The organism is Ideonella sp. WA131b, assembly GCA_023657425.1.
Taxonomy (GTDB): domain Bacteria; phylum Pseudomonadota; class Gammaproteobacteria; order Burkholderiales; family Burkholderiaceae_C; genus Rubrivivax.
This window is the reverse complement of sequence record JAGTJW010000003.1, coordinates 185,403-208,392: the sequence shown is the minus strand read 5'-3', so window position 1 is coordinate 208,392 and position 22,990 is coordinate 185,403. Positions and strand designations below refer to the sequence as shown.

Below are 22,990 nucleotides of genomic sequence, written 5' to 3'. Positions count from 1 at the left end.
CAGCGCGAACGGGGGTTGGACCACTGGATTGGGGCGGACACCGCCGGACCCCACCCGTTCGCCCTGAGCTTGTCGAAGGGCCGGGCTGAGCCTGTCGAAGCCCCAGGCGCGCCACCAGCGCTCCGACACGCTCAGCGCGAACGGGAGTGGCGCCCATCCCACGCGCTTCGACAAGCTCAGCGCGAACGGTGCAGGGGCTCGGGCTCATCAGCTCATACCCACGCCGGCTTGGCCGGATTCAGCGGCGCCGTGGCGCGGTTGCGCGGCCACACGACCTCGAACTCGCCCTTCTGCCACTGGCTCACGGTGCCGGGCACGCCGACGTTTTCGCTGCCGTTGAAGCGGATGTCGCCGAGGATCGTCTTGTGCGTGCCGCCGGCCACGAAGTCACGTATGGCCTTGCGATCCAGGCCCACCTTGGCCACTGCGGCCGTGAGGATTTCCAGCCCCGCCCAGGTGGCGCCGCTGGCCCAGCGGTCGGGCTCCTTGGCGGCGCCGAACTTCTTGACGTGCGCATCGAAGTAGGCCTTGGCCGCCGGGCTCGTCTTGCCGTTCCAGCTCCCCATGCCCAGCACGCCTTCCGCACCCGCCTGCATCACGTTCCGGTACAGCTGGAAGGCCGTGCCCACGCTGGCGTAGAAGAACTTCGGGTTGAAGCCAATCTCTTTGCTCTGGCGGCTGGCCAGGATGGTGTCAGGCGGGTAGGTCAGGCCGATGAAGGCGTCGGGGTTCTTGTCCTTCATGCCGCGCAGCACCGGGCTCAGGTCCTTCACGCCGAGCGGGTAGCTTTTGTCCTCGACGATGTTGATGCCGCTGCCCGCGAGTGCCACCTTCAGCGCCGCGTAGTTCTCCAGGCCGAAGAGGTCGTCCACGTAGATCACGGCCACAGACTTGGCGCCGTTGGCCTTGAGCATGTCCACCAGCGCGTCCATCATGGGCTTGGGCTGTTGCAGCAGGAGGAAGAAGTACGGCAGCTTCATCTCCACCAGCCGGCGGCTCAGCGCCGTGGGCGCGAGAAAGGGGTACTGGAAGCGATTGGCCAGCGGCGCCACGGCAAAGTTGGCGTTGCTGCCCCAGGGCGGCAGCACGAGGTCGACCTTGTCGCTGCCCATGAGCTTCTCGTAGGTGCGCACGCAGGTCTCGATGTTGCTCTGGTCGTCAGAGCTGATCAGCTCGATCGGGCGCTTGGAGCCCTTCACATCGAGCCCGCCGGTGGCGTTCACCTGCTCGGCCCACAGCAGGTAGTTGGGCTCCTGGCTGGTCTGCGCGCCCACACTCCACGGGCCGGTGCGGGCCATCGCGTAGCCGATGCGGACAGGCCCGCTTCCCTGTGCGAGGGCCGGGAACGAGGTGGCGGCGGCGGTGGCGCCCAGCGCCTGGACGACGGTACGGCGGTTCAGCGTCATGACTTGTCTCCGGGGTTGGATTTGTGTCGTCGCAATTCTTGGCGGCACCCCCGAGGCCGTCTTGCCCGCGCGTGCACGGCGCTTGCCGGCGCGTGCACGGGCGCTACGGACTTTCCCGGGGCGATGCCCCCAGGCCGTGGTCAGACAGGCTGCCGGCGCTACGCTCGCGGCCGCGTTCGACGAGGCTTCCCGGAGACAAGGCCCATGGCAACCCAGCCCGAACTGATGGACACGAGTGCTGTGCCCGCGCAGGAACGCGTGGGGCTTTGGACCGACTGGCTGGGCCGGCTGTTCCAGGGCCTGAAATCGGATCAATACGGCGACACCGACTTCGACGGCCGAGCGCGGACGCTGCGCGCCGGCGACGTCGTTCTCACGCGGCTGGAGGCCACGCGTCACCGCGTCACGCGCAGCCCGGCGGCGGGACGAGCCACGGAGGTGCCCTACCTCAAGATCGTGGCGCCGTGGAGCGGCTGCGCCGGTGTCGAGCAAAAGGGCCGCGAGACCTGGGTGACGCCGGGCCAGTGGAGCATCTACGACACCACCGACAGTTATGCCGTGGCCAACCCCGAGCGCGTGGAGCACCTGATCGTGATGCTGCCCAAGACGCCGCTCGCGGAGCGTGGCTTGGCGCCGGCGCAGCTCGACGCCCTGATGGCGCGGCGCCTGGGCGGCAGCGGTGGCATCTCCACGCTGGCACTGCAGACCATGCGCAACGCCTTCGCCGAGCTGCCCAGCATGCCCGAGGCTGCGGCGCGCGGCGTGGGCGATGCCATCGCACATCTCGTGCAACTGAGCCTGCTCGACCTGGCCGGCCAGGCCACGGCGCAGACGCAGCGCGAGGCGCTGCGCGAACGCATCAAGCAGCACGTGGGGCAGCACCTGGCCGACCCCGGCCTCAGCGTCGATGGCATCGCGCGCGCACTCAACTGCAGCCGGCGGCAGCTGTACAACGCCTTTGCCGAAGAGCCCGACGGCGTGGCCGGGTACATCCTGGCGCAGCGCCTGGCCGCCTGCCGACGTCTGCTGGCTGACCGAGCGCACGCACACCGCAGCCTGACCGACATCGCGCTCGGCCTGGGCTTCCAGAACATGGCTCACTTCAGTCGCGTGTTCCGCGCCCACGGCGGCGTGGCGCCGAGCGACTACCGCAAGGCCGCCTTCGGCTGAATGATCGGCGCGCTGGCGCTGCGAAGGCTCACGCGCGCTCGATGCGCGCGTAAGCGCTGTGGTTGTGTATGGACTCGAAGTTCTCGACGTCCACCGCATAGGCGCCGATGCGCACATCGGCGTTCAGCGCCAGCGCGACGTCGCGCACCAGATCTTCGACGAACTTCGGGTTCTCGTAGGCACGTTCGGTGACCCACTTCTCGTCGGGGCGCTTGAGCATGGGCCAGATCTCGCTGGGCGCAGCGTCCTCGGCGAAGCGCACCAGCTGCTCCCAGGGCAGGCCGTCCTCCACACCTTCGCGCAGCTCGACGCGTATCGTCACCAGCGAGCGCTGGTTGTGCGCGCCGTAGTCGCTGATCTCCTTGCTGCACGGACAGAGGCTCTTCACCGGCACCGCCACCTCGGCCCACACGCGGGTGGTGCCGGCGCGCGTCTCGCTGATCCAGCGGCCCTGGTAGTCGAGCAGGCTCTGCAGGCCGGACACCGGCGCGCGCTTGCGCACGAAGAAGCTGAAAGCCGCCTCGATGCGGCCCTCGCTCGCCCCCAGGCGCTGCAACATCTCGGCGTGGCGCGCGCGCAGCTCGGCGGCGTCCAGGGCCAAGCCCGAGGTGGCGAGTTCGTCCAGCCAGGCCACGAAGCGAGACATGTGCGTGCCCTTCTTCTCGGCCGGCAGCGCCACGTCCAGCGTCCACAGCGCGGCAGTGGTCTGCACCGCGCCGGCCATTCGAAGCGCCAGCGGATAGCGCACATCCTTCACGCCCACGCGCTGGATCGCCAGATGGCGGGCATCCGGCGCGTTTTGTGTGTCGGGGATGTGCAGGACGTCGGTAGGCTTGTTCATGCAAGGGCGGTCAGCGGCAGGCCGCGAGCATGCCATCACCGGCGAGGCCGGGATGTCACGGGGGTGAACTCCAGCGTTGAAGTCGCTTGACGACGCGTTCGCCGGCCAGCGCCGGCACAGCCCATCAGGCGTTGACGGCCGCCAGCGACGGCCGCGCACCGAAGCGCTGCACGATGCTGGCCTCGATGCCCGCAGCGTCAAGGCCGCACAGCGACAGCAGCCTGGCCGGGTCGCCGTGCTCGATGAAGCGGTCGGGCAAGCCCAGCGTGAGCACTGGCACCGTCAGGCTGTGTTCGGCCAGGCACTCGAGCACGGCACTGCCGGCCCCCCCCATGACACAGCCCTCTTCCACCGTGACGATGGCCTCATGGCTGCGCGCCAGTTGCAGCACGAGTTCTTCATCGAGCGGCTTGACGAAGCGCATGTCGGCCACGGTGGCGCCGAGCTTCTCGGCCGCAGCCAGCGCCGGGTGCAGCAGCGTGCCGAAGGCCAGCACGGCGATGCGGCCACCCTGGCGCCGAAGCACGCCCCTGCCCCATGGCCAGCTCTTCAACTCGGCCCCAATGGCCGCACCCACGCCGGCACCGCGCGGGTAGCGCACGGCCACGGCATGGTCGGCCCGGAAGGCCGTCGTCAGCGCCATGCGGCACTCGTTTTCATCGGACGGCGTGAGCATCGAGCAGTTGGGGATGCACCGCACGTAGGCGATGTCATAGGCGCCTGCGTGCGTCGGGCCGTCGGCGCCGACCAAGCCACCGCGGTCGAGTGCAAACACCACCGGCAGCTTCTGCAACGCCACATCGTGGATGAGCTGGTCGTAGCCGCGCTGCAGGAAGGTGCTGTAGATGGCCACCACGGGCTTGAGCCCCTCGCAGGCCAGGCCTGCGGCAAAGGTGACGGCGTGCTGCTCGGCGATGCCGACGTCGTGGTAGCGCCTGGGAAAGCGCTTGTGGAACTCCACCATGCCCGAGCCCTCGCGCATGGCCGGTGTGATGGCCACGAGCTTGTCGTCAGCCGCGGCCATGTCGCACAGCCACTGACCGAACACCTGGGTGAAGGTGGGCTTGCCGGGCTTGCTCGGCGGAAAGCCCTCCACCGGATTGAACTTGGCAGAAGCGGCGTGGTATTTCACCGGGTCGGCCTCGGCCAACTTGTAGCCGTAACCCTTCTTGGTGACGACGTGCAGGAATTGCGCGCCCTTCTTGCCGCGCAGGTTCTCGAGGGTGGGGATCAGCGCGTCGAGGTCGTGGCCATCGATGGGACCCACGTAGTTGAAGCCGAACTCCTCGAAGATGGTGCCGGGCACGACCATGCCCTTGGCGTGCTCCTCGAAACGCCGCGCCAGCTCGAACAGCGGCGGCGCATTCTTCAGGACCGCCTTGGCGCCCTCGCGCGCGGCAGCGTAGAAGTTGCCGCTCATCAGGCGCGCCAGGTACTTGTTCAGCGCGCCCACCGGCGGGCTGATGGACATGTCGTTGTCGTTGAGAACCACCAGAAGATCGGGCACTGAGCCCTCGTGGGGTACGCCGGCGTTGTTGAGCGCCTCGAAGGCCATGCCCGCGCTCATGGCGCCGTCGCCGATCACGGCCACGGCCTTGCGGGCTTCGCCCTTGAGCTGGGCCGCCATCGCCATGCCCAGGGCAGCGCTGATGCTGGTGGAGCTGTGCGCAGTGCCGAAGGTGTCGTACTCGCTCTCGTCACGCTTGGGAAAGCCGCCGATGCCACCGAGCTGCCGCAGCGTGTGCATGCGGTCTCGGCGGCCGGTGAGCACCTTGTGCGGATAGGTCTGATGGCCGACGTCCCAGACCAGGCGGTCGTGCGGCGTGTCGAAGACATAGTGCAGCGCGATGGTGAGCTCCACCGTGCCGAGGTTGCTGCCGAGATGGCCGCCGGTCTGGCTGACGGTCTGCAGCACGAACTCGCGCAGTTCCTTGGCCAGCGCCGGCAACTGCTCGCGCGACAGGCGGCGCAGGTCGGCTGGACCTTCGATCTTGTGCAGCAATCCGTTCATGCTCAATTCTCCCGCTCAACCACCTTGTCGGCCAGCACCGCCAGCCAGGATGCCGACCGGCCCAGGCCGCTGACAACGAGCGCCTCATGCGCCTGCGAGCGCAGCGCCTGCGCATGGCGGCGCGCCGCCTCCAGCCCAAGAACCGATACGTAGGTGGGTTTGTTGTCGTTCTGGTCCTTGCCCGCAGTCTTGCCCAGCGTGGCGGCCGACTGCGTGACGTCGAGGATGTCGTCCACCACCTGGAACGCCAGGCCCAGTGCCCAGCCGAAATCGGAAAGGGCGGCTTCGGTGGTCGTCGTGCTGCGGCCGCAAGCGGCGCCCATCATGACGCTGGCCTGCAGCAAAGCGCCCGTCTTGCGGCGGTGCATGTCGCGCAGCGCGTCCTCGCCGAGGGTGCTGCCGATGCTGGCCAGATCGATGGCCTGGCCGCCGGCCATGCCCGAGTGCCCCGCGGCTCTCGCCAGCAGCGCCACCAGCCGAGCCTGCAAGACAGGCTCGACGCTGCCGTCGCCGGGCGTCAGGACCTCGAAGGCCAGCGCCTGCATGGCATCGCCGGCCAGCATGGCCTGGGCCTGCCCGTACTGCACGTGCACCGTGGGCTTGCCACGTCGCAGCACGTCGTTGTCCATGCAGGGCATGTCGTCGTGCACCAGGCTGTAGGCGTGGATCAGCTCCACCGCCACGGCGGCGCGCAGCGCGGCCTCGCGGCGGCCGCCGACGGCGCGACAGGCGGCCAGCACCAAAAGCGGGCGCAGCCGCTTGCCGCCGTCGAGCACGCCGTATCGCATGGCCAGCCCGAGGCCGGCCGGGGCGTCGGCCGGGACCCACGCCCGCAACGCGGACTCCACCGCCGCCAGTTCGGCGTGGGCCCAGTCTTCGAAGCCCGCGATGTCCGCGCCCGTCATGCCGGCGCCGCCCAGGGCTTGAGCACGCCCTCGTCGAGGACCTTCACCTGGTCTTCGACAAGCTGGAGTCGGCCGCGGCAAAACTGCAGCAACTCCGAAGCCCGGCAGTAGGCGTCGAGCAACTGGTCCAGAGGCAGCTGCCCCTCCTCCATCTGCGCCACCAGGCGGTCGAGCTCGGCCAGGGCCTGCTCGTAGCTGGCGGGCTCGGGGGGGCTGGGTTTGCTGGCGCTTCGTGCCATGGGCGGTGGCGTCGATTCCGGGCTGTGAAATGTGGCGCCGATTCTAGACAAGCCTCCCTGCCCGGCCGCGTGGCTTGCGACTGCCCCGGCGATCGTCGCGCAACACACCGGAGAGCTCCCCCGGCCTCAGGGACGCCCCCGGCTAGAATTCGCCCCCGCCTGGAACCCCCCAGGGTTCAGAGAGGCGTTTTCGCCGGGGATTCTGCCATGTAGCCTTCGGGTGCATGGCGCCTTCGGCCCGGTTTGGTCGCAGTCCTTTTCCCTGCAAGGAGGATCCGGTCGGATCATGTCGGACCTGAGCATTGCCGTCGAGTCCCTGGAGCGCGCCCGCACGCAGTTGCCGGTGAGCAGTTATTTCGACGAGGCGCTGTACCGGCGCGAGCAGGAGCTGATCTTTCAGTCTGCCCCGCGCTACCTGGGGCACGAACTCGCCGTGCCCGAGGTCGGCGACCACCTCGCCCTTGCCCAGGAAGGCGAAGGCCGGGCGCTGGTGCGCACACCGGGCGGCGTGGAGCTCATCGGCAACGTCTGCCGCCACCGCCAGGCCATCATGCTCAAGGGCCGCGGCCAGACCACCGGCGGCCACGTGGTCTGCCCCCTGCACCGCTGGACCTACGATCTGCACGGCCGCCTCGTCGGCGCACCGCACTTCGAGCGCGACCCCTGCCTAAACCTGCGCAATCACCCGGTCCAGCGCTGGAACGGCCTTGTGTTCGAGCGCCAGGGCCGCGATGTCACCACCGACCTGCAGGGCCTGGGTGTGGCGGTCCAGCTGGACTTCTCGGGCTACCAGTTCGGCCTGTCGAAGCTGCACGAGTGCGACTACAACTGGAAGACCTTCATCGAGGTCTACCTGGAGGACTACCACGTCGGCCCGTTCCACCCCGGCCTGGGCCAGTTCGTGACCTGCGGCGACCTGGCCTGGGAATTCGGCCGTCACCACTCGGTGCAGAAGGTGGGCGTCAACGCCGATCTGGCGCGCCCGGGGTCACCGGTTTACCAGCGCTGGCACGACCAGGTGCTGAAGGTGCGCGAGGGCCGCCAGCCGGCCCAGGGAGCAATCTGGCTCACCTACTACCCCACGGTGATGGTGGAGTGGTACCCCGATGTGCTGGTGGTGAGCACGCTGTTCCCGCAGGGGCCGCAGAAGACCCTCAACCTGGTCGAGTTCTACTACCCGGAGGAGATCCTCGCCTTCGAGCCCGATTTCATCGAGGCCCAGCAGGCCGCCTACATGGAGACCTGCGCCGAGGACGACGAGATCGCGCTGCGCATGGACGCCGGCCGCTGCGCGCTGCTGGAACGTGGCGAAGACGACGCCGGCCCGTACCAAAGCCCGATGGAAGACGGCATGCAGCACTTCCACGAGTGGTACCGACGCGAGATGGGCTTGCCTGCGAGCGGGCCCTGGCGCTGAAGGCCGCGCCGCTGGCAGCGCCGGCCCTGATGGTCGGCGCCACGGCGCTCTTCTCGCTGATGGGGGCCGCCGTGAAGGCTGCGTCGGAGTTGTACACACCGGGAGAGATCGTGCTCGCGCGCTCGGCCATCGGTGTGCTGGCGATGGCACTGCTCATGCAGTGGCGCGGCATCGCCTTCGCCAGCCCGGTGCCACGGCTGCACATCGCGCGCAGCGTCACCGGCGTGGTGGCGCTGTGCCTGTGGTTCACCGCCATCGGCGCCCTGCCACTGGCCACCGCAATGACGCTCAACACCATGAGTTCGGTCTGGGTGGCCGTGTTCGTGGTCGGCGCCCTGTGGCTGCACCGGCGCCAGGGCACGGCCGCCACCGACCATGGGGGCGTCGACACCCGCCGGGTGGCGGCGGTGCTCGCCGGCTTCGCTGGCGTGGTGTTGGTGCTGCAGCCCACCGTCGCGCAGGACCAGTGGCTGCATGGCCTGGTCGGCCTCGCGTCGGGTGTGCTGGCCGCAGTGGCCTACCTGCAGGTGTCGGCCCTGGGCCGCGCAGGCGAACCTGGCGAGCGCGTGGTGTTCTACTTCTCGGCGACCGGCGTGCTGTTTGGCGCCGCCTATGCCGTTTTCGATGGTGGCTTCAGCCCGCACACGCCGCGCGGCGTGCTGTTGCTGGCCACCATCGGCGCACTGGCCACCGCGGCGCAGTGGATGCTGACGCAGGCCTTCGCCCGCGGCGCCACGCTGGGCATCGCCGCGTTGCAGTACCTGGGCATCGTCTTCTCGGCGCTGCTCGGGCTGCTGCTGTTCCGCGAGGGGCTGTCGACCGCGGCCGTGCTGGGCATGGGCCTCATCATCGTGGCCGGCGTGGCCGCCACCGGCTTGCGCGGCCGGCCCAGGGCCGCCACCCCGGCGCCCGGCGACGCATGAACTTCCTGCAGGAGACCCCGATGATCCCGACCCCGCTGATCGATGCCGCGACGCTGCACGCCCACCTGGCCGGAACGGCACCGCTGGTGCTGCTGGACTGCGGCTTCGACCTGACCGACCCGGCCGCCGGCGAGCGGGCCTTTGCCGACGGGCACCTGCCGGGTGCAGCCTACGCCCACCTCGACCGCGATCTTGCAGGCGCCAGGACCGGCAGCAACGGCCGTCACCCGCTCCCCACGCGCGAGGCCTTCGCCTCAACGCTCGGCCGCTGGGGTGTTGCGCCGGGGGTGGCCGTGGTCGCCTACGACGACCACGGCGGCGTCTATGCGTCGCGGGCCTGGTGGATGCTGCGCTGGGCCGGGCACGCCAAGGTGGCGGTGCTGGACGGCGGCCGCGCCGCCTGGCAGGCCGTCGGAGGTGCACTGGTGCAGGGCGACTCGCCGCGCCGGGCCGCCGTCCCGCCCTACCCGTTGCCGTCCCGGCCCGCGATGCCCGCCGTTGACACGCCCACGCTGCTGCATGGGCTGGCCGGCGTGGCCCTGCTGGACGCGCGCGCGCCCGAGCGCTTCCGCGGCGATGTCGAACCGTTCGACCCGGTGGCTGGGCACATCCCGGGCGCGCTGAACCGCTTCTTCAAGCTCAACCTGTGCGAGGACGGGCGCTTCAAGCCGCCAGCCACCTTGCGCGCCGAGTTCGAGGCCCTGCTCGGCGGCCGCGAGGCCGTGCACCAGTGCGGCTCGGGCGTGACGGCCTGCCACAACCTGCTGGCGATGGCGGCCGCTGGCCTGGACGCCGGGGCGCTGTATCCCGGCTCGTGGAGCGAGTGGTGCAGCGACCCCGCGCGCCCGGTGGCCCGCGGCGCTTGACCGCGGTCAAGCCCCAACACCCGCCGAGGGTCGAACATGGCAGCATCGGCGCCCGACCGCGGCGACACGACACCGGAGACCTCCACCATGTACCAGCGCATCCTCTTCCCCACCGACGGTTCCGACATCACGATGAAGGCGCTGCGGACAGCGCTGTCGTTGGCCAAGCTGTGCGGCGCCGAGCTGCACGCACTGGCCGTCATGGAGCCGTTCCCGTACAGCGCCATCTCCGAGATGCAGCCGGTGCCGCCGCAGGAGTTCTTCGATGCGCAGCAGCGCGTGGCCAACGGCCGCATCCAGGCCGTGGCCGACGCCGCCGCCGCGGCCGGCGTGCGCTGCCAGGGCTACACGGTCGAAGCCCTCCACCCCTGGGAGGCCATCCTCGACCACGGCAAGGCGCAGGCCGCCGACCTCGTCGTCATGGCCTCTCACGGCCGCCGCGGCGTCAGCGCGCTGCTGCTGGGCAGCGAGACGCAGAAGGTGCTGACGCACAGCACCCTGCCGGTGCTGGTCGTGCGCTGAGCCGCAGCGCCAGATCCGCTTGCGCGGACCTCGATGGCGAAGCAGACCTGAGCTTGGCGAGGGGCGCCGAGTTGCTGGGCCGCAGGAAGGGGCCGTCAGGCCACGCCGTGCGCCTTGAACCACGCCAGACAACGCTTCCAGCCGTCGTCGGCCGCCTCCTTGCGGTAACTCGGCCGGTAGTCGGCATGGAAGGCGTGCGGCGCGTCGGGGTAGATCACGAACTCGCTCTTGTTCGCCGCCGCGCTGCCGGCGGCCAGTGCGAGCTTCATGCGGCCGACGGTGTCCAGTGGGATGCCGGTGTCCTTCTCGCCGTACAGGCCCAGCACGGGGCCGTGCAGGCGGCCGGCCACGTCCACCGGGTGCTGCGGCTGCAACGGACGGGACTCGCCCACCAGTCGCCCATACCAGGCGACACCGGCCTTGATGCCCGGGTTGTGCGCGCTGTAGAGCCAGGTGATGCGGCCGCCCCAGCAAAAGCCCGTCACCCCGGCCTTGGCCGTGTCGGCACCCTGGCCGCGCGCCCAGGCCAGCGTGGCGTCGAGGTCGCCCATGACCTGCGCGTCGGGGACCTTGCTGACGACTTCGGCGATCAGCCTGGCCAGCTCGCCGTACTCGGCGGGGTCGCCCTGGCGCACGAACAGCTCGGGCGCGATCGCGAAGTAGCCAGCCTTGGCGAAGCGCCGCGCGACGTCGGCGATGTACTCGTGCACGCCGAAGATCTCGGACACCACCAGCACCACCGGCGCGCCGGCCCTGCCCAGTGGCGCGGCGCGGTAGGCCGGCATGCGGAAGTCACCAACGGGGATCATCACTTCTCCGGCCACCAGGCCGATGCTGTCGGTCTTGACCACCGTCTGCGCCGTCACCGGCAGCGCCGCTGCGGCAAAGCCAGTGCCGACAGCCCGGCGCATGAAGGCTCGGCGCGTGTCGGCCCCTTCGAGCAGGCCGGTGGCCGGCACCAGCGCATCGAAGTCTTCCTTGAGCATCGTGGGTCTCCGCGCGATGTGGGTGGGTGTCGACAAGGCTGCCGCATTCTAGGAAGACCTGCACAGCTCCACAGGTACGATCGGCGCATGGAGAAAAAAGAGGCGCCGACGACGCCGCACCAAGCCCTGCTGGCGGCCATCGACATGGGCTCGAACAGCTTCCGGCTCGAGATCGGCGCGCTGCCTCACGACCGCTACCGCCGAGTCGACTATTTGAAGGAGACCGTGCGCCTGGGCGCGGGCCTAGACAGCGCCGGTCAGCTGACTGAAGACGCGGCGCAACGCGGTCTGGCTTGCCTGCGGCGTTTCTCGCAGCGGCTCGCGGGCTTCGAGCCGGGTCAGGTGCGCGCGGTGGCCACACAGACTTTGCGCGAGGCCCGCAACCGCAATGCCTTCCTGGTGCGCGCACAAGACGCCCTGGGCTTCCCGATCGAGGTCATCAGCGGCCGCGAAGAGGCGCGCCTCATTTATGCCGGCGTGCACCACCTCCAGCCGCCCGCGGACGCCGCAGCTGGTCGGCTCGTCATCGACATCGGCGGCCGCTCGACCGAGCTGATCCTCGGCCAGGGCCGCACGCCGCGCGTGGCCGAGAGCTTCGCAGTCGGCTGCGTCAGCCTGTCGATGCGCTTCTTCCCGGAGGGCCGCATCCCGCGCGAGGGCTTCCGCAGCGCCCAGGTGGCCGCCGGCGCGGAGCTTGAGGAGGCGTTGGCTCCGTTCGCACGCGAGCACTGGTCCGAGGCTCTGGGTTCGTCGGGCACGGCCGGTGCGGTGTCGCAGCTCCTGGCCGCCAACGGCGTGACCGACGGTCGCATCACGCCGGCCGGCCTGCGATGGTGCATCGAGCGCTGCCTGGAGGCCGGCCACATCGACCGCATCGCGCTGCCGGGTCTGAAGCCCGAGCGCCGTGCCGTGCTTCCGGGCGGGCTGGCCATCCTCTACACACTGGCCACGCATTTCGACATCAGCACGCTCATGGCGGCGAAGGGCGCGCTCCGCCAGGGCGTGATCGTCGACCTGCACGAGCGGCGCCAGGCACTGCTGCGCCGCCGCCCGGGCGACATGCGCGACGAGACCGTGGCCGTGCTGCAGCAGCGCTACGGCGTCGACACCGGCCAGGCCGAGCGCGTCGGCTCGGTGGCGCTGGCGCTGTTCGACGGCGTGCGCGAGTCCCTGGGGGAGCGCGCCGACGACGACAGCCGGCGAGAGCTGGCCTGGGCCTGCGCTTTGCACGAGATGGGTCAGATGGTGTCGCACCACGACCACCATCGCCACAGCGCCTACCTGCTGAGCTACGCCGATGCGGCCGGCTTTTCGCAAAGCCAGCAACGCCGGCTGGGCGATCTGGTACTGGGCCAGCGTGGTGGCCTGCGCAAGCTGGAGCTGCAACTGGCGCAGCCGCTGTTCGCCTGGCAGGTGATGTGCCTGCGGTTGGCCGTGATCAAGTGCCACGCGCGCGGGCCAGTGAACCCGGCCGCGCTGCAGTTGTCGATGCGCGGCGACAACGCCGCGCTGGGGTTCACACCCGACTGGGCCGAGACGCACCCGCGCACGCTGTTCCTGTTGCAGGAGGAGGCCGCTACCTGGACCCGCCAAGGGCCGTTCGCCCTGCTCCTGCCTTGACCCAACCCAGCTCGGCCGCGGCAGCAGCCAGCGGGAGCACGGACTCGCTACGCCAGGTCTGGCGCCATCACAGCGTGCAGCACCACCTGACAAGACCCCTCGCGCTGGCGGGCGCGCATCCACCAAACAGCGCTCTTGCGCACCGCCCAGGCCTGCGGCTGTCCGGCGAGCAGGTAGGCCGCGGCCAGGCCCAGCATCGGCTGGTGGCCCACCACCAGCACGGGTTCCCGCGACTCGGGCCAGCGCACGGCATGCAGCAGGCCGTCGACGCTGCCGTCGGGGGCCAGGGCTGCCACGGTCTTGAAGCGGCGATCCAGTGTCACGGCCGTCTGCTGCGCGCGACGCGCCGGGCTCACCAACACGCGTGTGCTCGACGGCAGATGGCGATTGAGCCACTCGGCCATGCGCAGTGCCTGGCGTTCGCCCTTGGGGGTGAGCGGGCGCTCAAGGTCGTCCTGCGGCTCGCGCACTTCCAGCGCCTCGGCGTGGCGCCACAGGATGAGGTCCATCGCGCCGGAACGACCTACGAGAAGCGCCGCATGAGCGCCTGTTGCGCGCTGGCGCCGCCATCGCCCAAGCGCTGGTAGCGGCCACTGCCCTCGAGCGCCCAGGCGTCACTGCCATCGTGCAGGTAGGGCACGAGCGCCTCGTCGATGACACGCTGGCGCAACGCTGGGTCGCGCACCGGCCAGGCGATCTCGACGCGGCGGAACATGTTGCGGCTCATCCAGTCGGCGCTGCTGAGGTAGAGCACCTCGTCAGCATCGCCCTCGCCCCAGCGGAAGTACAGGATGCGCGAGTGCTCGAGAAAGCGCCCGACGATGGAGCGCACGCGGATGTTCTCGGTGAATCCCGGCACGCCCGGCGGCAGCATGCAGGCGCCGCGCACCACGAGATCGATGGGCACGCCGGCATGGCCCGCCTCGATGAGGGTGTGAATCAGCCCCGGGTCAGTGAGCGCGTTGAGCTTGGCGACGATGCGCGCCGGTCGCCCGGCCTGCGCCGCCTCGGTCACCTGGCGCATGTGGCGCAGCATGCGCTTGTGCATCTGGAACGGTGCCGTCACCAGGTGGCGCGGCGGCTTGGCTGCGGTCTGGCTGGCCAGCTGCAGGAACACCGCGTCGGCGTCGGCCGTCAAGCCGGGATCGGCGGTCAGGTAGCCAAGATCGGTGTACAGGCGTGCCGTCCGCGGGTTGTAGTTGCCGGTAGAAAGATGGGCGTAGCGCCGCAGCCGGACCTGCGAAGCGGCTCCCTTGCCCTGTGTGCCCTCGCGCCGCGTCACCAGCAACAGCTTCGCGTGCGTCTTCAGGCCCACCACGCCGTACACCACCTGCGCGCCGACGGCCTCCAGCCGCTCGGCCCAGTTGATGTTCGCTTCTTCATCGAAGCGCGCCTTCAGCTCCACCACCGCCAGCACCTCCTTGCCGCGGCGGGCGGCCTCGATGAGCAGGTCCATCAGCACGCTCTGCGCGCCGGTGCGGTAGATGGTCTGCTTGATGGCGAGGACATCGGGATCTTGGACGGCTTCGCGAAGAAACTGCACCACCGGCTCGAAGCTCTCGAACGGATGGTGCAGGAGCACGTCACCGCCCTCGCGCAGCCGCGTGAAGATGCTTTGCCCGCGCGGGAGCCGGCCCTCGGGCCAACGTGGCTCGAAGGGCGGGAAGCGCAGGTGGTCGGCCTCGGCCTGGTCGATGATCTGGTTCAGCCTGACGAGGTTGACCGGACCGTTGACCTTGTACAGCGCCACCTCGGTCAGGCTGAACTGCTCAAGCAGGAAGCGCTGGAGGTCCTCAGGACAGGTGCTCACCACCTCCAGGCGGATGGCCTGGCCGAAGTGGCGCAGCGTCAGGCCCGAACGGAGGGCTTGGCGCAGATTGGTGACGTCGTCCTCGTCGACTTCAAGGTCGGAGTCGCGGGTGACGCGGAACTGAGAGAACGCCAGGACGCGCCGCCCGGGGAACAGCGCTTCGAGATGGGCGCGGATCACGCTGGTGAGCAGAACGAAGCCCTGACGTCTGCCGCACAGCTCGTCGGGCAGCCGGATGACGCGCGGCAGCACCCGCGGCACCTTCACGATGGCGATGGAGTTGTCGCGCCCGAAGGCGTCGCGCCCGTCGAGTCGGGCGATGAAGTTCAGGCTCTTGTTGGCCACCAATGGGAACGGGTGGCTCGGGTCCAGGCTCAGGGGCACGAGCAGCGGCTGCACCTGCGCTTCGAAGAACTTCTCCACCCAGGCGCGCTGCGCAGGATTGCGCTGGGCGTGGTTGAGGACGACGATGCCTTCGAGGGCCAGCGCCGGCATGACCTCGTCGTTGAAGACTTGGTACTGCTCGTCGATCAGCTCATGCGCGGCGCGCGCCACCGCATCGAGGTCGGCCTGCGTGATGCCGCTGCCGGGCTGACGCACGGCCTCGATGTAGTCGGCCACGCGCACTTCAAAGAACTCGTCGAGGTTGCTGGAGACGATGGTCACGTAGCGCAGCCGCTCCAGCAGCGGCACCTCGGGCCGCCGCGCCTGCGCCAGCACGCGGCGATTGAACTGGATCAGCGAGCGCTCGCGGTCGAGCAGATTGAGCTTGGCGGTCTGCTGGGTCTTCTCGCGCAAGGCGCGCGTGCGGTCGTCACCGAGGGGCAGGCGCGACGACGCACGGCCGGCTGACGGCGGCGGGGCGCGCGGCGTGGTTTCGCTCATGTCCTGCAGTTTATGAAGGCAGCACGACAGTCCCGTGACACGCCGGGCATCGTCGGTATGGATCTACAGCGCGAGCAGGTGGGTCCGGTAGTGGATGAGCTCGTCGATAGACTCGTGGATGTCGGCCAGGGCCGTATGCGCCTGCGCCTTCTTGAAGCCGTCCAGCGCCGCCGGCTTCCAGCGCCGGGCCAGTTCCTTCAGCGTGCTCACGTCGAGGTTGCGGTAGTGGAAATAGGCCTCCAGCGTGGGCATCGTGCGCGCCAGGAAACGGCGGTCCTGGCAGATGCTGTTGCCGCACATCGGGCTCTTGCCCCGGGGCACGTAGGCCTTAAGGAATTCGATCACCGCAGCCTCGGCGGTGGCCTCGTCCAAGTTGCTGGCCTTGACGCGGTCGATCAGGCCGCTGCGGCCGTGGGTGCCCTTGTTCCAGGCATCCATGCCGTCCAGCGTGGCGTCGCTCTGGTGCAACGCGAACACCGGGCCCTCGACACGGACGGCCAGCAGCGGATCGGTCACGACGACGGCGATCTCGATGATGCGGTCGGTCTCGGGCGCGAGGCCGGTCATCTCGAGGTCGACCCAGATCAGGTTCTGCTCGCTGGGCGTCAGCAGGAGGGAGGGTTCGGTCATGGTGTGCGGACTCTGAGATGTTGCGGGCAAAGGATCTCGGACGATGCGGTGGATTGTCAGCGCAGCCTACACTGTCTGTTCCCCATGGAACCCAAGTTCATGACCGTGGCCTTCGTGGTCTCGCTGTTGGTCGCTCTGGCTGTCAAGCTCTGGCTGGCCACCCGCCAGTTGCGGCATGTGGCTGCCCACCGCGACACCGTGCCGGCGGCATTCGCTGCCAGCGTGTCGCTCGAAGACCACCGGCGTGCCGCCGACTACACGCTGGCGAACGGCCGCCTGGAGCTGGCCACCACGGCCATCGGAGCCGCCACCGTGGTGGGCTGGACGCTGCTCGGGGGTCTCGATGCGCTCAACGGCTGGCTGCGGGACGCACTGCTGCCCGCGTACGGCGCCTTGGTCTACCAGCTGGCGCTGTTGGCAGCGGTGTCGCTGATCGGCGGGCTGATCGACCTTCCCGCACAGTGGATCTCCACATTCCGAGTCGAGCAGCGCTTCGGGTTCAACCGGACGACGCCTCGGCTCTGGTGGGCCGACCAGGCCAAGGGCGCGCTGCTGGGGGCGGCGATCGGCCTGCCGCTGGCGGCGCTGGTGCTGTGGATCATGGCAGCCAGCGACGGGCTGTGGTGGCTGTGGGCCTGGCTGGCGCTGATGGGCTTCAACCTGCTGATGCTGGTGATCTACCCCACCGTCATCGCTCCGATGTTCAACAGCTTCAAGCCTCTGGCCGACGCCGCACTCGCCGATCGGGTGCAGTCGCTGATGCGGCGCTGCGGCTTCGCAGCCAAGGGCCTGTTCGTGATGGACGGCAGCCGACGGTCGGCGCATGGCAACGCCTACTTCACCGGCCTGGGTGCGGCCAAGCGCGTGGTGTTCTACGACACGCTGCTGGACAAGCTCTCCCCCGGCGAAGTGGAGGCGGTGCTCGCCCACGAGCTCGGCCACTTCAAGTTGCGCCATGTACCCCAAAGGTTGGCGGGGCTGTTCGCCAGCAGCCTGGCCGCGCTGGTCTTGCTGGGCTGGCTGGCAGGGCAGAGCGGCTTCTACACCGGGCTCGGGGTGTCTCCCAACCTCTCGGCGCCAAACGACGCGCTGGCGCTGCTTCTGTTCGTGCTGGTGCTGCCCAGCTTCGGCTTCTTCATCTCGCCGCTGATGGCGCATTTCTCCCGCCGCCACGAGTTCCAGGCCGACGCCTACGCCTGCCGGCAGGCGGAAGGCCGCGACCTTGCCAGTGCACTGCTCAAGCTGCATGCCGACAACGCCGGCACGCTGACTCCCGACCCGCTGTACGTCCGCTTCTTCTATTCGCATCCGCCTGCCAGCCAACGGCTGGCCGCGCTGCCGACGCCCGCCGCACCGGCGTGAAGGAACACGGCATGGAATCCCTCGCCAACCGCCGCTGCGAGCCGCTCGAAGGCCACCCGGCCATGACCCCGGCCGACATCACCGCCCACCTGGCGCTGGCGCCCGGCTGGGCCCTTCTGGACGGCGCCATCCAGAAGCGCTACGACTTCGCCGACTACCACCACACGATGGCCTTCGTGAACGCGGTGGCCTGGATCGCCCACGCCGAGGATCACCACCCCGACTTGCTGGTGTCGTACAACCGCTGCACGGTGCGCTTCAACACGCACTCGGTGGGCGGCCTCTCGGTGAACGACTTCATCTGCGCGGCGAAGCTCGACGCGCTGCTGGGCTGAGTGGGTTCTGCCACGGCGCTGGACTTCGGCCTGGTGGTGGCCGCCCACGGCCGCCACGTCGTCGTCGAAACCCCCGATGGGGCTCGTGTGCACTGCGTTCCGCGCGGCAAGAAGAGCGAGCTGGTGGTTGGCGACCGCGTGCGCTGGATGCCCAGCGGTGACGGCGGCGTCGTCGAGCACACGGAGACGCGCCGCAACCTGCTTTTCCGCCAGGACGACTGGCGCAGCAAGAGCTTCGCGGCCAACATCGACCAGCTGCTGGTGCTGGTGGCGGTGGAGCCGCCCTTCGGCGAGATGCAGCTGGCACGCTCTCTGATCGCCGCCGCTGCAGCCGGCATCCCGGCCACCATCGGCTTGAACAAGACCGACCTGCCGGGCGCGGCGGCGGCGCGCGAGCGGCTGGCACCCTACCGCGCGATGGGCACGCCGCTGCTTGAGTTCGCGCTCAAGACCGACGCCGAGGGCGCGCGCGCCGTGCTGGCACCGTGGCTGGCAGGCCGCACGACCCTCGTGATGGGCCCCAGCGGCATGGGCAAGAGCACCCTGATCAACCGCTTCGTACCCGAGGCGGCAGCCCAGGTTGGCGAGATCTCGCGAGCCTTGCGGGCCGGGCGTCACACGACGACGACGACAACCTGGTACTGGCTTGACGCACGGCGCCGGGGCGCGGTCATCGATTCGCCCGGCTTTCAGGAGTTCGGACTGCGCCAGGTGACCCCATCCGAGTTGGCCGGCTTGATGCCCGACCTGGCGGCCCACCTTGGGCATTGCCGCTTTGCCAACTGCAGCCACCGCCATGAGCCGGGATGTGGTGTGCGCGCGGCGGCCGCACGCGGCGCGATCGGTGACAACCGCATGCGCCTGTATGAGGCGCTGCACGAGGAACTCTCGGCGCCGCCTCGCTACTAGAAGTGTGGGCGGTGGCCATCCAGCGCAGCGCTCCTAGCCCACGAGATTGGCGAAGGTCAGCAGCAGCACCAGCACCATCCACAGCAGCACCGAGCGCCAGACCAGGCCCACCACGCTCTGCAGATGCGCCATCTGCACCGGCTGACCGTCGGTCGACCCCTGGGAGTCGGCAATGCCGGCCTCGCCGCCGGCGCTGAAGGTCTTGCTGCGGTCCGGCGTCACGCCGGGGGCGGCCGGCCCCCCCAGCTGCAGGCCCACCGCACCGGCCGCCGCGGCCAGGATCGCGCCCTCATTGGCGTGTTGCCAGAGGCGGGCGTGGCGTCGCCAGGCGGCCACGGACTCCTCGAAGTTGCCCACGATAGCGAAGCCGGCCGCCGTCAGGCGCGCCGGCACGTGGTCGACCAGCGTGAACAGCCGCTGCGACAGCGCGGCCAAGCGCTCATTGGACGGCGCTTCCAGGTTGCGGCTTCGGTAGTTCCAGTAACGCGACGAGAACTCGGCCATGCGGTAGAGAACCGCACCCAGCGGGCCCAGGCCCAGCGCCGACAGCAAGACGAACCAGAAGAAAACGCCGAACACATGCCGGTGCGCCGCCAGCAGCGCGTGCTCGATCACGTGGCGCAGCAGCTCGGTGCGCGGCAGCTCACTGGCGTCGAGGTGGCGCCACTCCGCCAGCAGGGCTCGCGCAGTGGCTTCGTCGCCGCGGTCGAGTGCGTCTCGGATGTCGGTGAAGAAGTGGCTGAACTGCCGGAATCCCAAGGTGAGGTAGAGCACCAGGAGGTCGAAGGCCAGCGCCAGCAGCAGGCTGTGGTGGGCGATGAAGAGGTACAGCGTCGTGACCAAGACACCGGGCACGCCCACCGAAACGCCCCACACCACCGCCGAGTGGTGGCGCTCCCCGGCGTCGAAGTTGCGGCCGGTCCAGCGCACCCACTGCTCGATGGCACCGTGCACGGCGTTGTCACGCGGCAGCGGCTTGAGCTGCTCGATCAGCAGTGCGAACAGGACAGCGAAGAAGCTCATTTGGGCCGCGATGATAGAAGCCGCCGCCTGCAGGGCAGCACCGAGGCCCCCCGGTGCACCGGCACCGCCACACCTTGGCCGGGGATGCTGGTCAAGCCGATGCGGCCGCCCAACCTATCGACGAGGCGCATGCGCCGCTGCACGGTCAGAGGCTGTCGCCCGCGCTTCCGACCGCCGTAGCAGGCAAGCGGGTCAGCGCGCCAAAAAGCGATAGAGGTTGCGCAGCATCGCCGCCGTAGCGCCCCAGATGAAGTACTCGCTCGGCAGGCCGTCGACGTCCGTGCTCTGCCAAGGCATGGACAGGAACTGCCGCTGACCACCCTCGTACTCGAAGCGGTGGCGGCGGTGGTGGGTCGGGTTCATGAGCCAGGCCAGCGGCACCTCGAAGGCCTCGGCCACCTCGAAGGAGTCGAGAGCGAGTTCGAACCGGGGTTGCACCAGGGCCACCACGGGCGTGACCATGAAGTGTGTGACCGTGGTGTATACCGGAAGCGCTCCGATCACGTCCACGTGCGCGGGCGTCAGGCCCACCTCCTCGTGCGCCTCGCGCAGTGCGGTGCCGGTGGGGCCGTCGTCGCCGGGCTCGCTGCGGCCGCCAGGAAAGCTGATCTGGCCCGCATGGTCGCGCAGGTGTTCGGTGCGGCGGGTCAGCAGCACCGTGAGGCCCTCGGGGCGCTGGACCAGCGGCACCAGCACGGCCGCTGCCGCGGGGCTGCGGCCCTCGAAGGGCCGGCCGTCGCCCGGGTGCTCGGGCTCGAAGGGCTCGCCGGCCGCGAAGCGATCGCGCATCCACTGCGGGGCCAGCCGGCCCTCGGGAACCTGCGGCAGATGTGAATCGACCCCCTCCACGGGCACGCAGCGGGGGTCGAGGATGCGCGGGGGTGGGGTCATCGGCAACCGGCGGACCGCTCTTGGCGCGGCCGGCTTCGCCGCGGGCCTGAGCTTCGCTCAGGCGAGCTTTTCCTTGATGCGGGCCGACTTGCCGCTGCGCTTGCGAAGGTAGTAGAGCTTGGCGCGGCGCACGTCGCCTCGGCGCTTGACCTCGATGCCGGCGATCAGCGGGCTGTAGGTCTGGAACGTACGCTCCACACCTTCCCCGTTGGAGACCTTGCGCACGATAAAGCTGCTGTTCAGGCCGCGGTTGCGCTTGGCGATGACGACGCCTTCGTAGGCCTGCACGCGCTTGCGCGTGCCTTCGACCACGTTGACGTTGACGATGACGGTATCGCCGGGGGCGAAGGCCGGGATCGTGCGGTTCAGGCGCGCGATCTCTTCTTGCTCTAGGGTGGCAATCAGGTCCACGGGGTTCTCCGAGACGATCTTGCTCTGGGCTGGGTGGGAGGAAAAGTGGGCCCGGCAGAGGATCGAAAAGCCTTCGAGTATAGCCCGGTCAGGCTATGGGCTCGGCAGACGAGCCAGGAAACGCTCGTCAGCCGGGCTCAGCCGCCCGGCGGCGCGCGCAGCCTCGATCAGCCCGGGCCGGCGCCGCGCTGTCAGTGCCAGCGACTGCTCGCGCCGCCAGCGCGCAATCTCGCCGTGGTGGCCCGACAGCAGCACCTCGGGCACGGCGTGCTCGGTGCCGTCCAGCACCAGCCGCTCCGGGCGGCTGTAGTGTGGGCCTTCGAGCAACCCGTCTGAAAAGCTGTCGCTCTGGTGCGAGGGTTCGGCCAGCACGCCCGGCTGCAGCCGCGCAATCGCGTCGAGCAAGACCAGCGCCGGCAGCTCGCCGCCTGACAGAACGAAGTCGCCCAGGCTCAGCTCCAGCGTCGCGCGGGCGTCGAGCAGGCGCTGATCGATGCCCTCGTAACGGCCGCACAGCAGGACTGCGCCAGGGCCCTTGGCCAGCTCGTGCACCAGCGCCTGATCGATGCAGCGTCCGGTGGGCGTGAAGTGAACCACCGCTTGCGGGCCAGGGCCGCGGTCGACCGTGATGGCGTCCAGCGTGCGCAGCAGCGGCTGCGCCAGCATCACCATACCGGCGCCGCCGCCGTAGGGGCGATCGTCGACGCGGCGGTAGGCGTCGTCGGTGAAGTCGCGCGGCGACCAGGTCTTCACCTGGACCGGGCCCTCGTAGGCCCGGCGTGTGATGCCATGCGCCAGGTGGGCGGCGATGAGCTCGGGGAACAGGGTGACGAGATCGAAACGCATGGCGGCGTCGGCCGGCGGGGCGTCAGTAGTCAGTCTGCCAATCGACGCGGATGCGGTGCTCGGCCCGCTCGACCGCGTCGACATAGGCGTCGACGAAGGGGATGAGGATCTCGTCGGCGTCGGCCGCCGCCGGCTGGACGCGCAGCACGCAGTGCGGGCCGGTCTCGATCAGGCCGACCACGGTGCCCAAGGCCAGGTGCCCGCGGTTGAGCACCGACAAGCCGATGAGGTCGACCCAGTAGAACTCGCCCTCGTCCGGCGTCGGGAAGCTGCTGCGCGGCACGAAGACGCGCGCCCCTTTCAGACTGTCGGCGCGGTCGCGGTCCTCGAGGTCCTGCACCGTGGCGACGATGCCGTCGCCCTGCTCGCGCGCCTGGACTATGCGCAGCAGCACCGGGTGGGCCAAGCCGCCGGGCCGCGGAGGCTCGACCGGCGCGAGGTACCAGCGCTTGGTGGAGAAGAGGGCCTCGGCGTCGGCAGCGAAAGGCAGCACCTTGATGCCGCCCTTCAGCCCCCAAGCCCCGAGCACGCGGCCGACCTCGACCGCGTCGGCCGGCAGCGCCTCGGCTGGGCCCAGGGCAGCGTGCACGGCCGCGGAGGGAACGCCCGTCAGGCGTGGGCCTTGGCGGCCTGGCCGACCAGGCGGGCCACGGTGGGCGACATCTGCGCGCCCACGCCCGTCCAGTGCGTCACGCGGTCCAACGCCACCCGCAGCGGCTGCTCGCTGCCGGCGGCCATCGGGTTGTAGAACCCGACGCGCTCGATGAAGCGGCCGTCGCGGCGCTCGCGCGAATCAGCGACGACGATGTTGTAGAACGGGCGCTTCTTGGCGCCGCCACGGGCCAGTCGGATCACGACCATCGGAAACCTCGAATCTGCTGCAGAGCGATGACCGGGGCCCGTGGACACGGCCGGGCAGGCCATCAGCGGTGGCCGACACCGTAGATACGCCCGGCGGAAATGGGGTGCCGGGGCCAGCGTC

General features: G+C 69.8%; 24 protein-coding genes. 9 read left to right on the top strand and 15 right to left on the bottom strand.

Annotated features, from left to right (window positions below):
• Positions 1-212: 212 nt before the first annotated feature.
• A complete protein-coding gene (locus KA711_16085; GenBank protein MCM0610489.1) occupies positions 213-1,406 on the bottom strand; it encodes an amino acid ABC transporter substrate-binding protein in 1,194 nt (397 codons plus the stop codon).
• 225 nt (positions 1,407-1,631) lie between these two features.
• Here KA711_16085 and KA711_16080 point away from each other — a divergent pair, with 225 nt between their 5' ends.
• Positions 1,632-2,576 (top strand): helix-turn-helix domain-containing protein, encoded by a 945-nt coding sequence (locus KA711_16080; GenBank protein MCM0610488.1) that lies wholly within the window; start codon positions 1,632-1,634, stop codon positions 2,574-2,576.
• 28 nt (positions 2,577-2,604) lie between these two features.
• On the opposite strand, the gene KA711_16075 is transcribed toward KA711_16080, so the two are convergent.
• From KA711_16075 to xseB, 4 genes are all read right to left on the bottom strand, one after another.
• Positions 2,605-3,417, bottom strand: a complete 813-nt coding sequence (locus tag KA711_16075) for a GTP cyclohydrolase I FolE2 (protein MCM0610487.1) — start codon at positions 3,415-3,417, stop codon at positions 2,605-2,607.
• A 124-nt stretch (positions 3,418-3,541) separates the two neighbouring features.
• Positions 3,542-5,428, bottom strand: coding sequence for a 1-deoxy-D-xylulose-5-phosphate synthase (gene dxs, locus KA711_16070; GenBank protein MCM0610486.1), 1,887 nt, complete (start codon positions 5,426-5,428; stop codon positions 3,542-3,544).
• Positions 5,429-5,430: 2 nt separating this feature from the next.
• Positions 5,431-6,333, bottom strand: coding sequence for a polyprenyl synthetase family protein (locus KA711_16065; protein MCM0610485.1), 903 nt, complete (start codon positions 6,331-6,333; stop codon positions 5,431-5,433).
• Positions 6,330-6,572 carry an exodeoxyribonuclease VII small subunit gene (gene xseB / locus KA711_16060; protein MCM0610484.1) on the bottom strand — a complete coding sequence of 81 codons (243 nt, stop codon included), beginning with the start codon at positions 6,570-6,572 and terminating at the stop codon, positions 6,330-6,332. Before xseB ends, KA711_16065 begins: the two co-directional genes overlap by 4 nt.
• 286 nt (positions 6,573-6,858) lie before the next feature.
• Between xseB and KA711_16055 the strand changes: the two genes are divergently transcribed.
• The 4 genes from KA711_16055 (at position 6,859) to KA711_16040 (ending at position 10,300) form a co-directional block, all read left to right on the top strand.
• On the top strand, positions 6,859-7,989 hold the full coding sequence (locus tag KA711_16055; protein ID MCM0610483.1) for an aromatic ring-hydroxylating dioxygenase subunit alpha: 1,131 nt from the start codon (positions 6,859-6,861) through the stop codon (positions 7,987-7,989).
• Between the two features lie 29 nt (positions 7,990-8,018).
• Positions 8,019-8,912 (top strand): DMT family transporter, encoded by an 894-nt coding sequence (locus KA711_16050; protein ID MCM0610482.1) that lies wholly within the window; start codon positions 8,019-8,021, stop codon positions 8,910-8,912.
• The gene (locus KA711_16045; GenBank protein MCM0610481.1) at positions 8,909-9,778 is read left to right on the top strand and encodes a sulfurtransferase; all 870 of its coding nucleotides are present in this window, start codon (positions 8,909-8,911) and stop codon (positions 9,776-9,778) included. The genes KA711_16050 and KA711_16045 overlap by 4 nt, the downstream gene beginning before the upstream one ends.
• Positions 9,779-9,865: 87 nt before the next feature.
• Positions 9,866-10,300 (top strand): universal stress protein, encoded by a 435-nt coding sequence (locus KA711_16040; GenBank protein MCM0610480.1) that lies wholly within the window; start codon positions 9,866-9,868, stop codon positions 10,298-10,300.
• A 95-nt stretch (positions 10,301-10,395) separates the two neighbouring features.
• On the opposite strand, the gene KA711_16035 is transcribed toward KA711_16040, so the two are convergent.
• The gene (locus KA711_16035) at positions 10,396-11,286 is read right to left on the bottom strand and encodes a dienelactone hydrolase family protein (GenBank protein ID MCM0610479.1); all 891 of its coding nucleotides are present in this window, start codon (positions 11,284-11,286) and stop codon (positions 10,396-10,398) included.
• Between the two features lie 87 nt (positions 11,287-11,373).
• On the opposite strand from KA711_16035, the gene ppx reads away from it, so the two are divergent.
• Positions 11,374-12,906, top strand: coding sequence for an exopolyphosphatase (gene ppx / locus KA711_16030; protein MCM0610478.1), 1,533 nt, complete (start codon positions 11,374-11,376; stop codon positions 12,904-12,906).
• 47 nt (positions 12,907-12,953) lie between these two features.
• Here the strand turns inward: ppx and sixA are convergent, their stop codons facing one another.
• From sixA to orn, 3 genes are all read right to left on the bottom strand, one after another.
• Positions 12,954-13,415 (bottom strand): phosphohistidine phosphatase SixA, encoded by a 462-nt coding sequence (sixA, locus tag KA711_16025; protein MCM0610477.1) that lies wholly within the window; start codon positions 13,413-13,415, stop codon positions 12,954-12,956.
• A 14-nt stretch (positions 13,416-13,429) separates the two neighbouring features.
• A complete protein-coding gene (gene ppk1, locus KA711_16020) occupies positions 13,430-15,601 on the bottom strand; it encodes a polyphosphate kinase 1 (protein ID MCM0610476.1) in 2,172 nt (723 codons plus the stop codon).
• 63 nt (positions 15,602-15,664) lie between these two features.
• On the bottom strand, positions 15,665-16,231 hold the full coding sequence (gene orn, locus KA711_16015) for an oligoribonuclease (GenBank protein ID MCM0610475.1): 567 nt from the start codon (positions 16,229-16,231) through the stop codon (positions 15,665-15,667).
• Between the two features lie 84 nt (positions 16,232-16,315).
• Between orn and KA711_16010 the strand changes: the two genes are divergently transcribed.
• Genes KA711_16010 through rsgA form a run of 3 tightly spaced genes read left to right on the top strand, consistent with a single transcriptional unit; the run spans position 16,316 to position 18,837 of the window.
• Complete coding sequence (locus KA711_16010) at positions 16,316-17,593, top strand: M48 family metallopeptidase (GenBank protein MCM0610474.1); 1,278 nt, start codon at positions 16,316-16,318, stop codon at positions 17,591-17,593.
• Between the two features lie 11 nt (positions 17,594-17,604).
• Positions 17,605-17,928, top strand: coding sequence for a 4a-hydroxytetrahydrobiopterin dehydratase (locus KA711_16005; protein MCM0610473.1), 324 nt, complete (start codon positions 17,605-17,607; stop codon positions 17,926-17,928).
• A gap of 33 nt (positions 17,929-17,961) precedes the next feature.
• Positions 17,962-18,837 carry a ribosome small subunit-dependent GTPase A gene (gene rsgA / locus KA711_16000; protein MCM0610472.1) on the top strand — a complete coding sequence of 292 codons (876 nt, stop codon included), beginning with the start codon at positions 17,962-17,964 and terminating at the stop codon, positions 18,835-18,837.
• A 33-nt stretch (positions 18,838-18,870) separates the two neighbouring features.
• On the opposite strand, the gene KA711_15995 is transcribed toward rsgA, so the two are convergent.
• The 6 genes from KA711_15995 to rpsP form a co-directional block, all read right to left on the bottom strand.
• On the bottom strand, positions 18,871-19,860 hold the full coding sequence (locus KA711_15995; protein MCM0610471.1) for a CobD/CbiB family protein: 990 nt from the start codon (positions 19,858-19,860) through the stop codon (positions 18,871-18,873).
• Between the two features lie 192 nt (positions 19,861-20,052).
• Positions 20,053-20,751: a CoA pyrophosphatase gene (locus tag KA711_15990; protein MCM0610470.1), complete on the bottom strand. Its 699-nt coding sequence runs from the start codon at positions 20,749-20,751 to the stop codon at positions 20,053-20,055.
• A 57-nt stretch (positions 20,752-20,808) separates the two neighbouring features.
• Positions 20,809-21,162, bottom strand: coding sequence for a 50S ribosomal protein L19 (rplS, locus tag KA711_15985; GenBank protein ID MCM0610469.1), 354 nt, complete (start codon positions 21,160-21,162; stop codon positions 20,809-20,811).
• Positions 21,163-21,255: 93 nt separating this feature from the next.
• Positions 21,256-22,008, bottom strand: coding sequence for a tRNA (guanosine(37)-N1)-methyltransferase TrmD (gene trmD / locus KA711_15980; GenBank protein MCM0610468.1), 753 nt, complete (start codon positions 22,006-22,008; stop codon positions 21,256-21,258).
• Between the two features lie 22 nt (positions 22,009-22,030).
• The gene (rimM, locus tag KA711_15975) at positions 22,031-22,585 is read right to left on the bottom strand and encodes a ribosome maturation factor RimM (protein ID MCM0610467.1); all 555 of its coding nucleotides are present in this window, start codon (positions 22,583-22,585) and stop codon (positions 22,031-22,033) included.
• A gap of 32 nt (positions 22,586-22,617) precedes the next feature.
• A complete protein-coding gene (gene rpsP, locus KA711_15970) occupies positions 22,618-22,869 on the bottom strand; it encodes a 30S ribosomal protein S16 (GenBank protein MCM0610466.1) in 252 nt (83 codons plus the stop codon).
• Between the last annotated feature and the right edge of the window lie 121 nt (positions 22,870-22,990).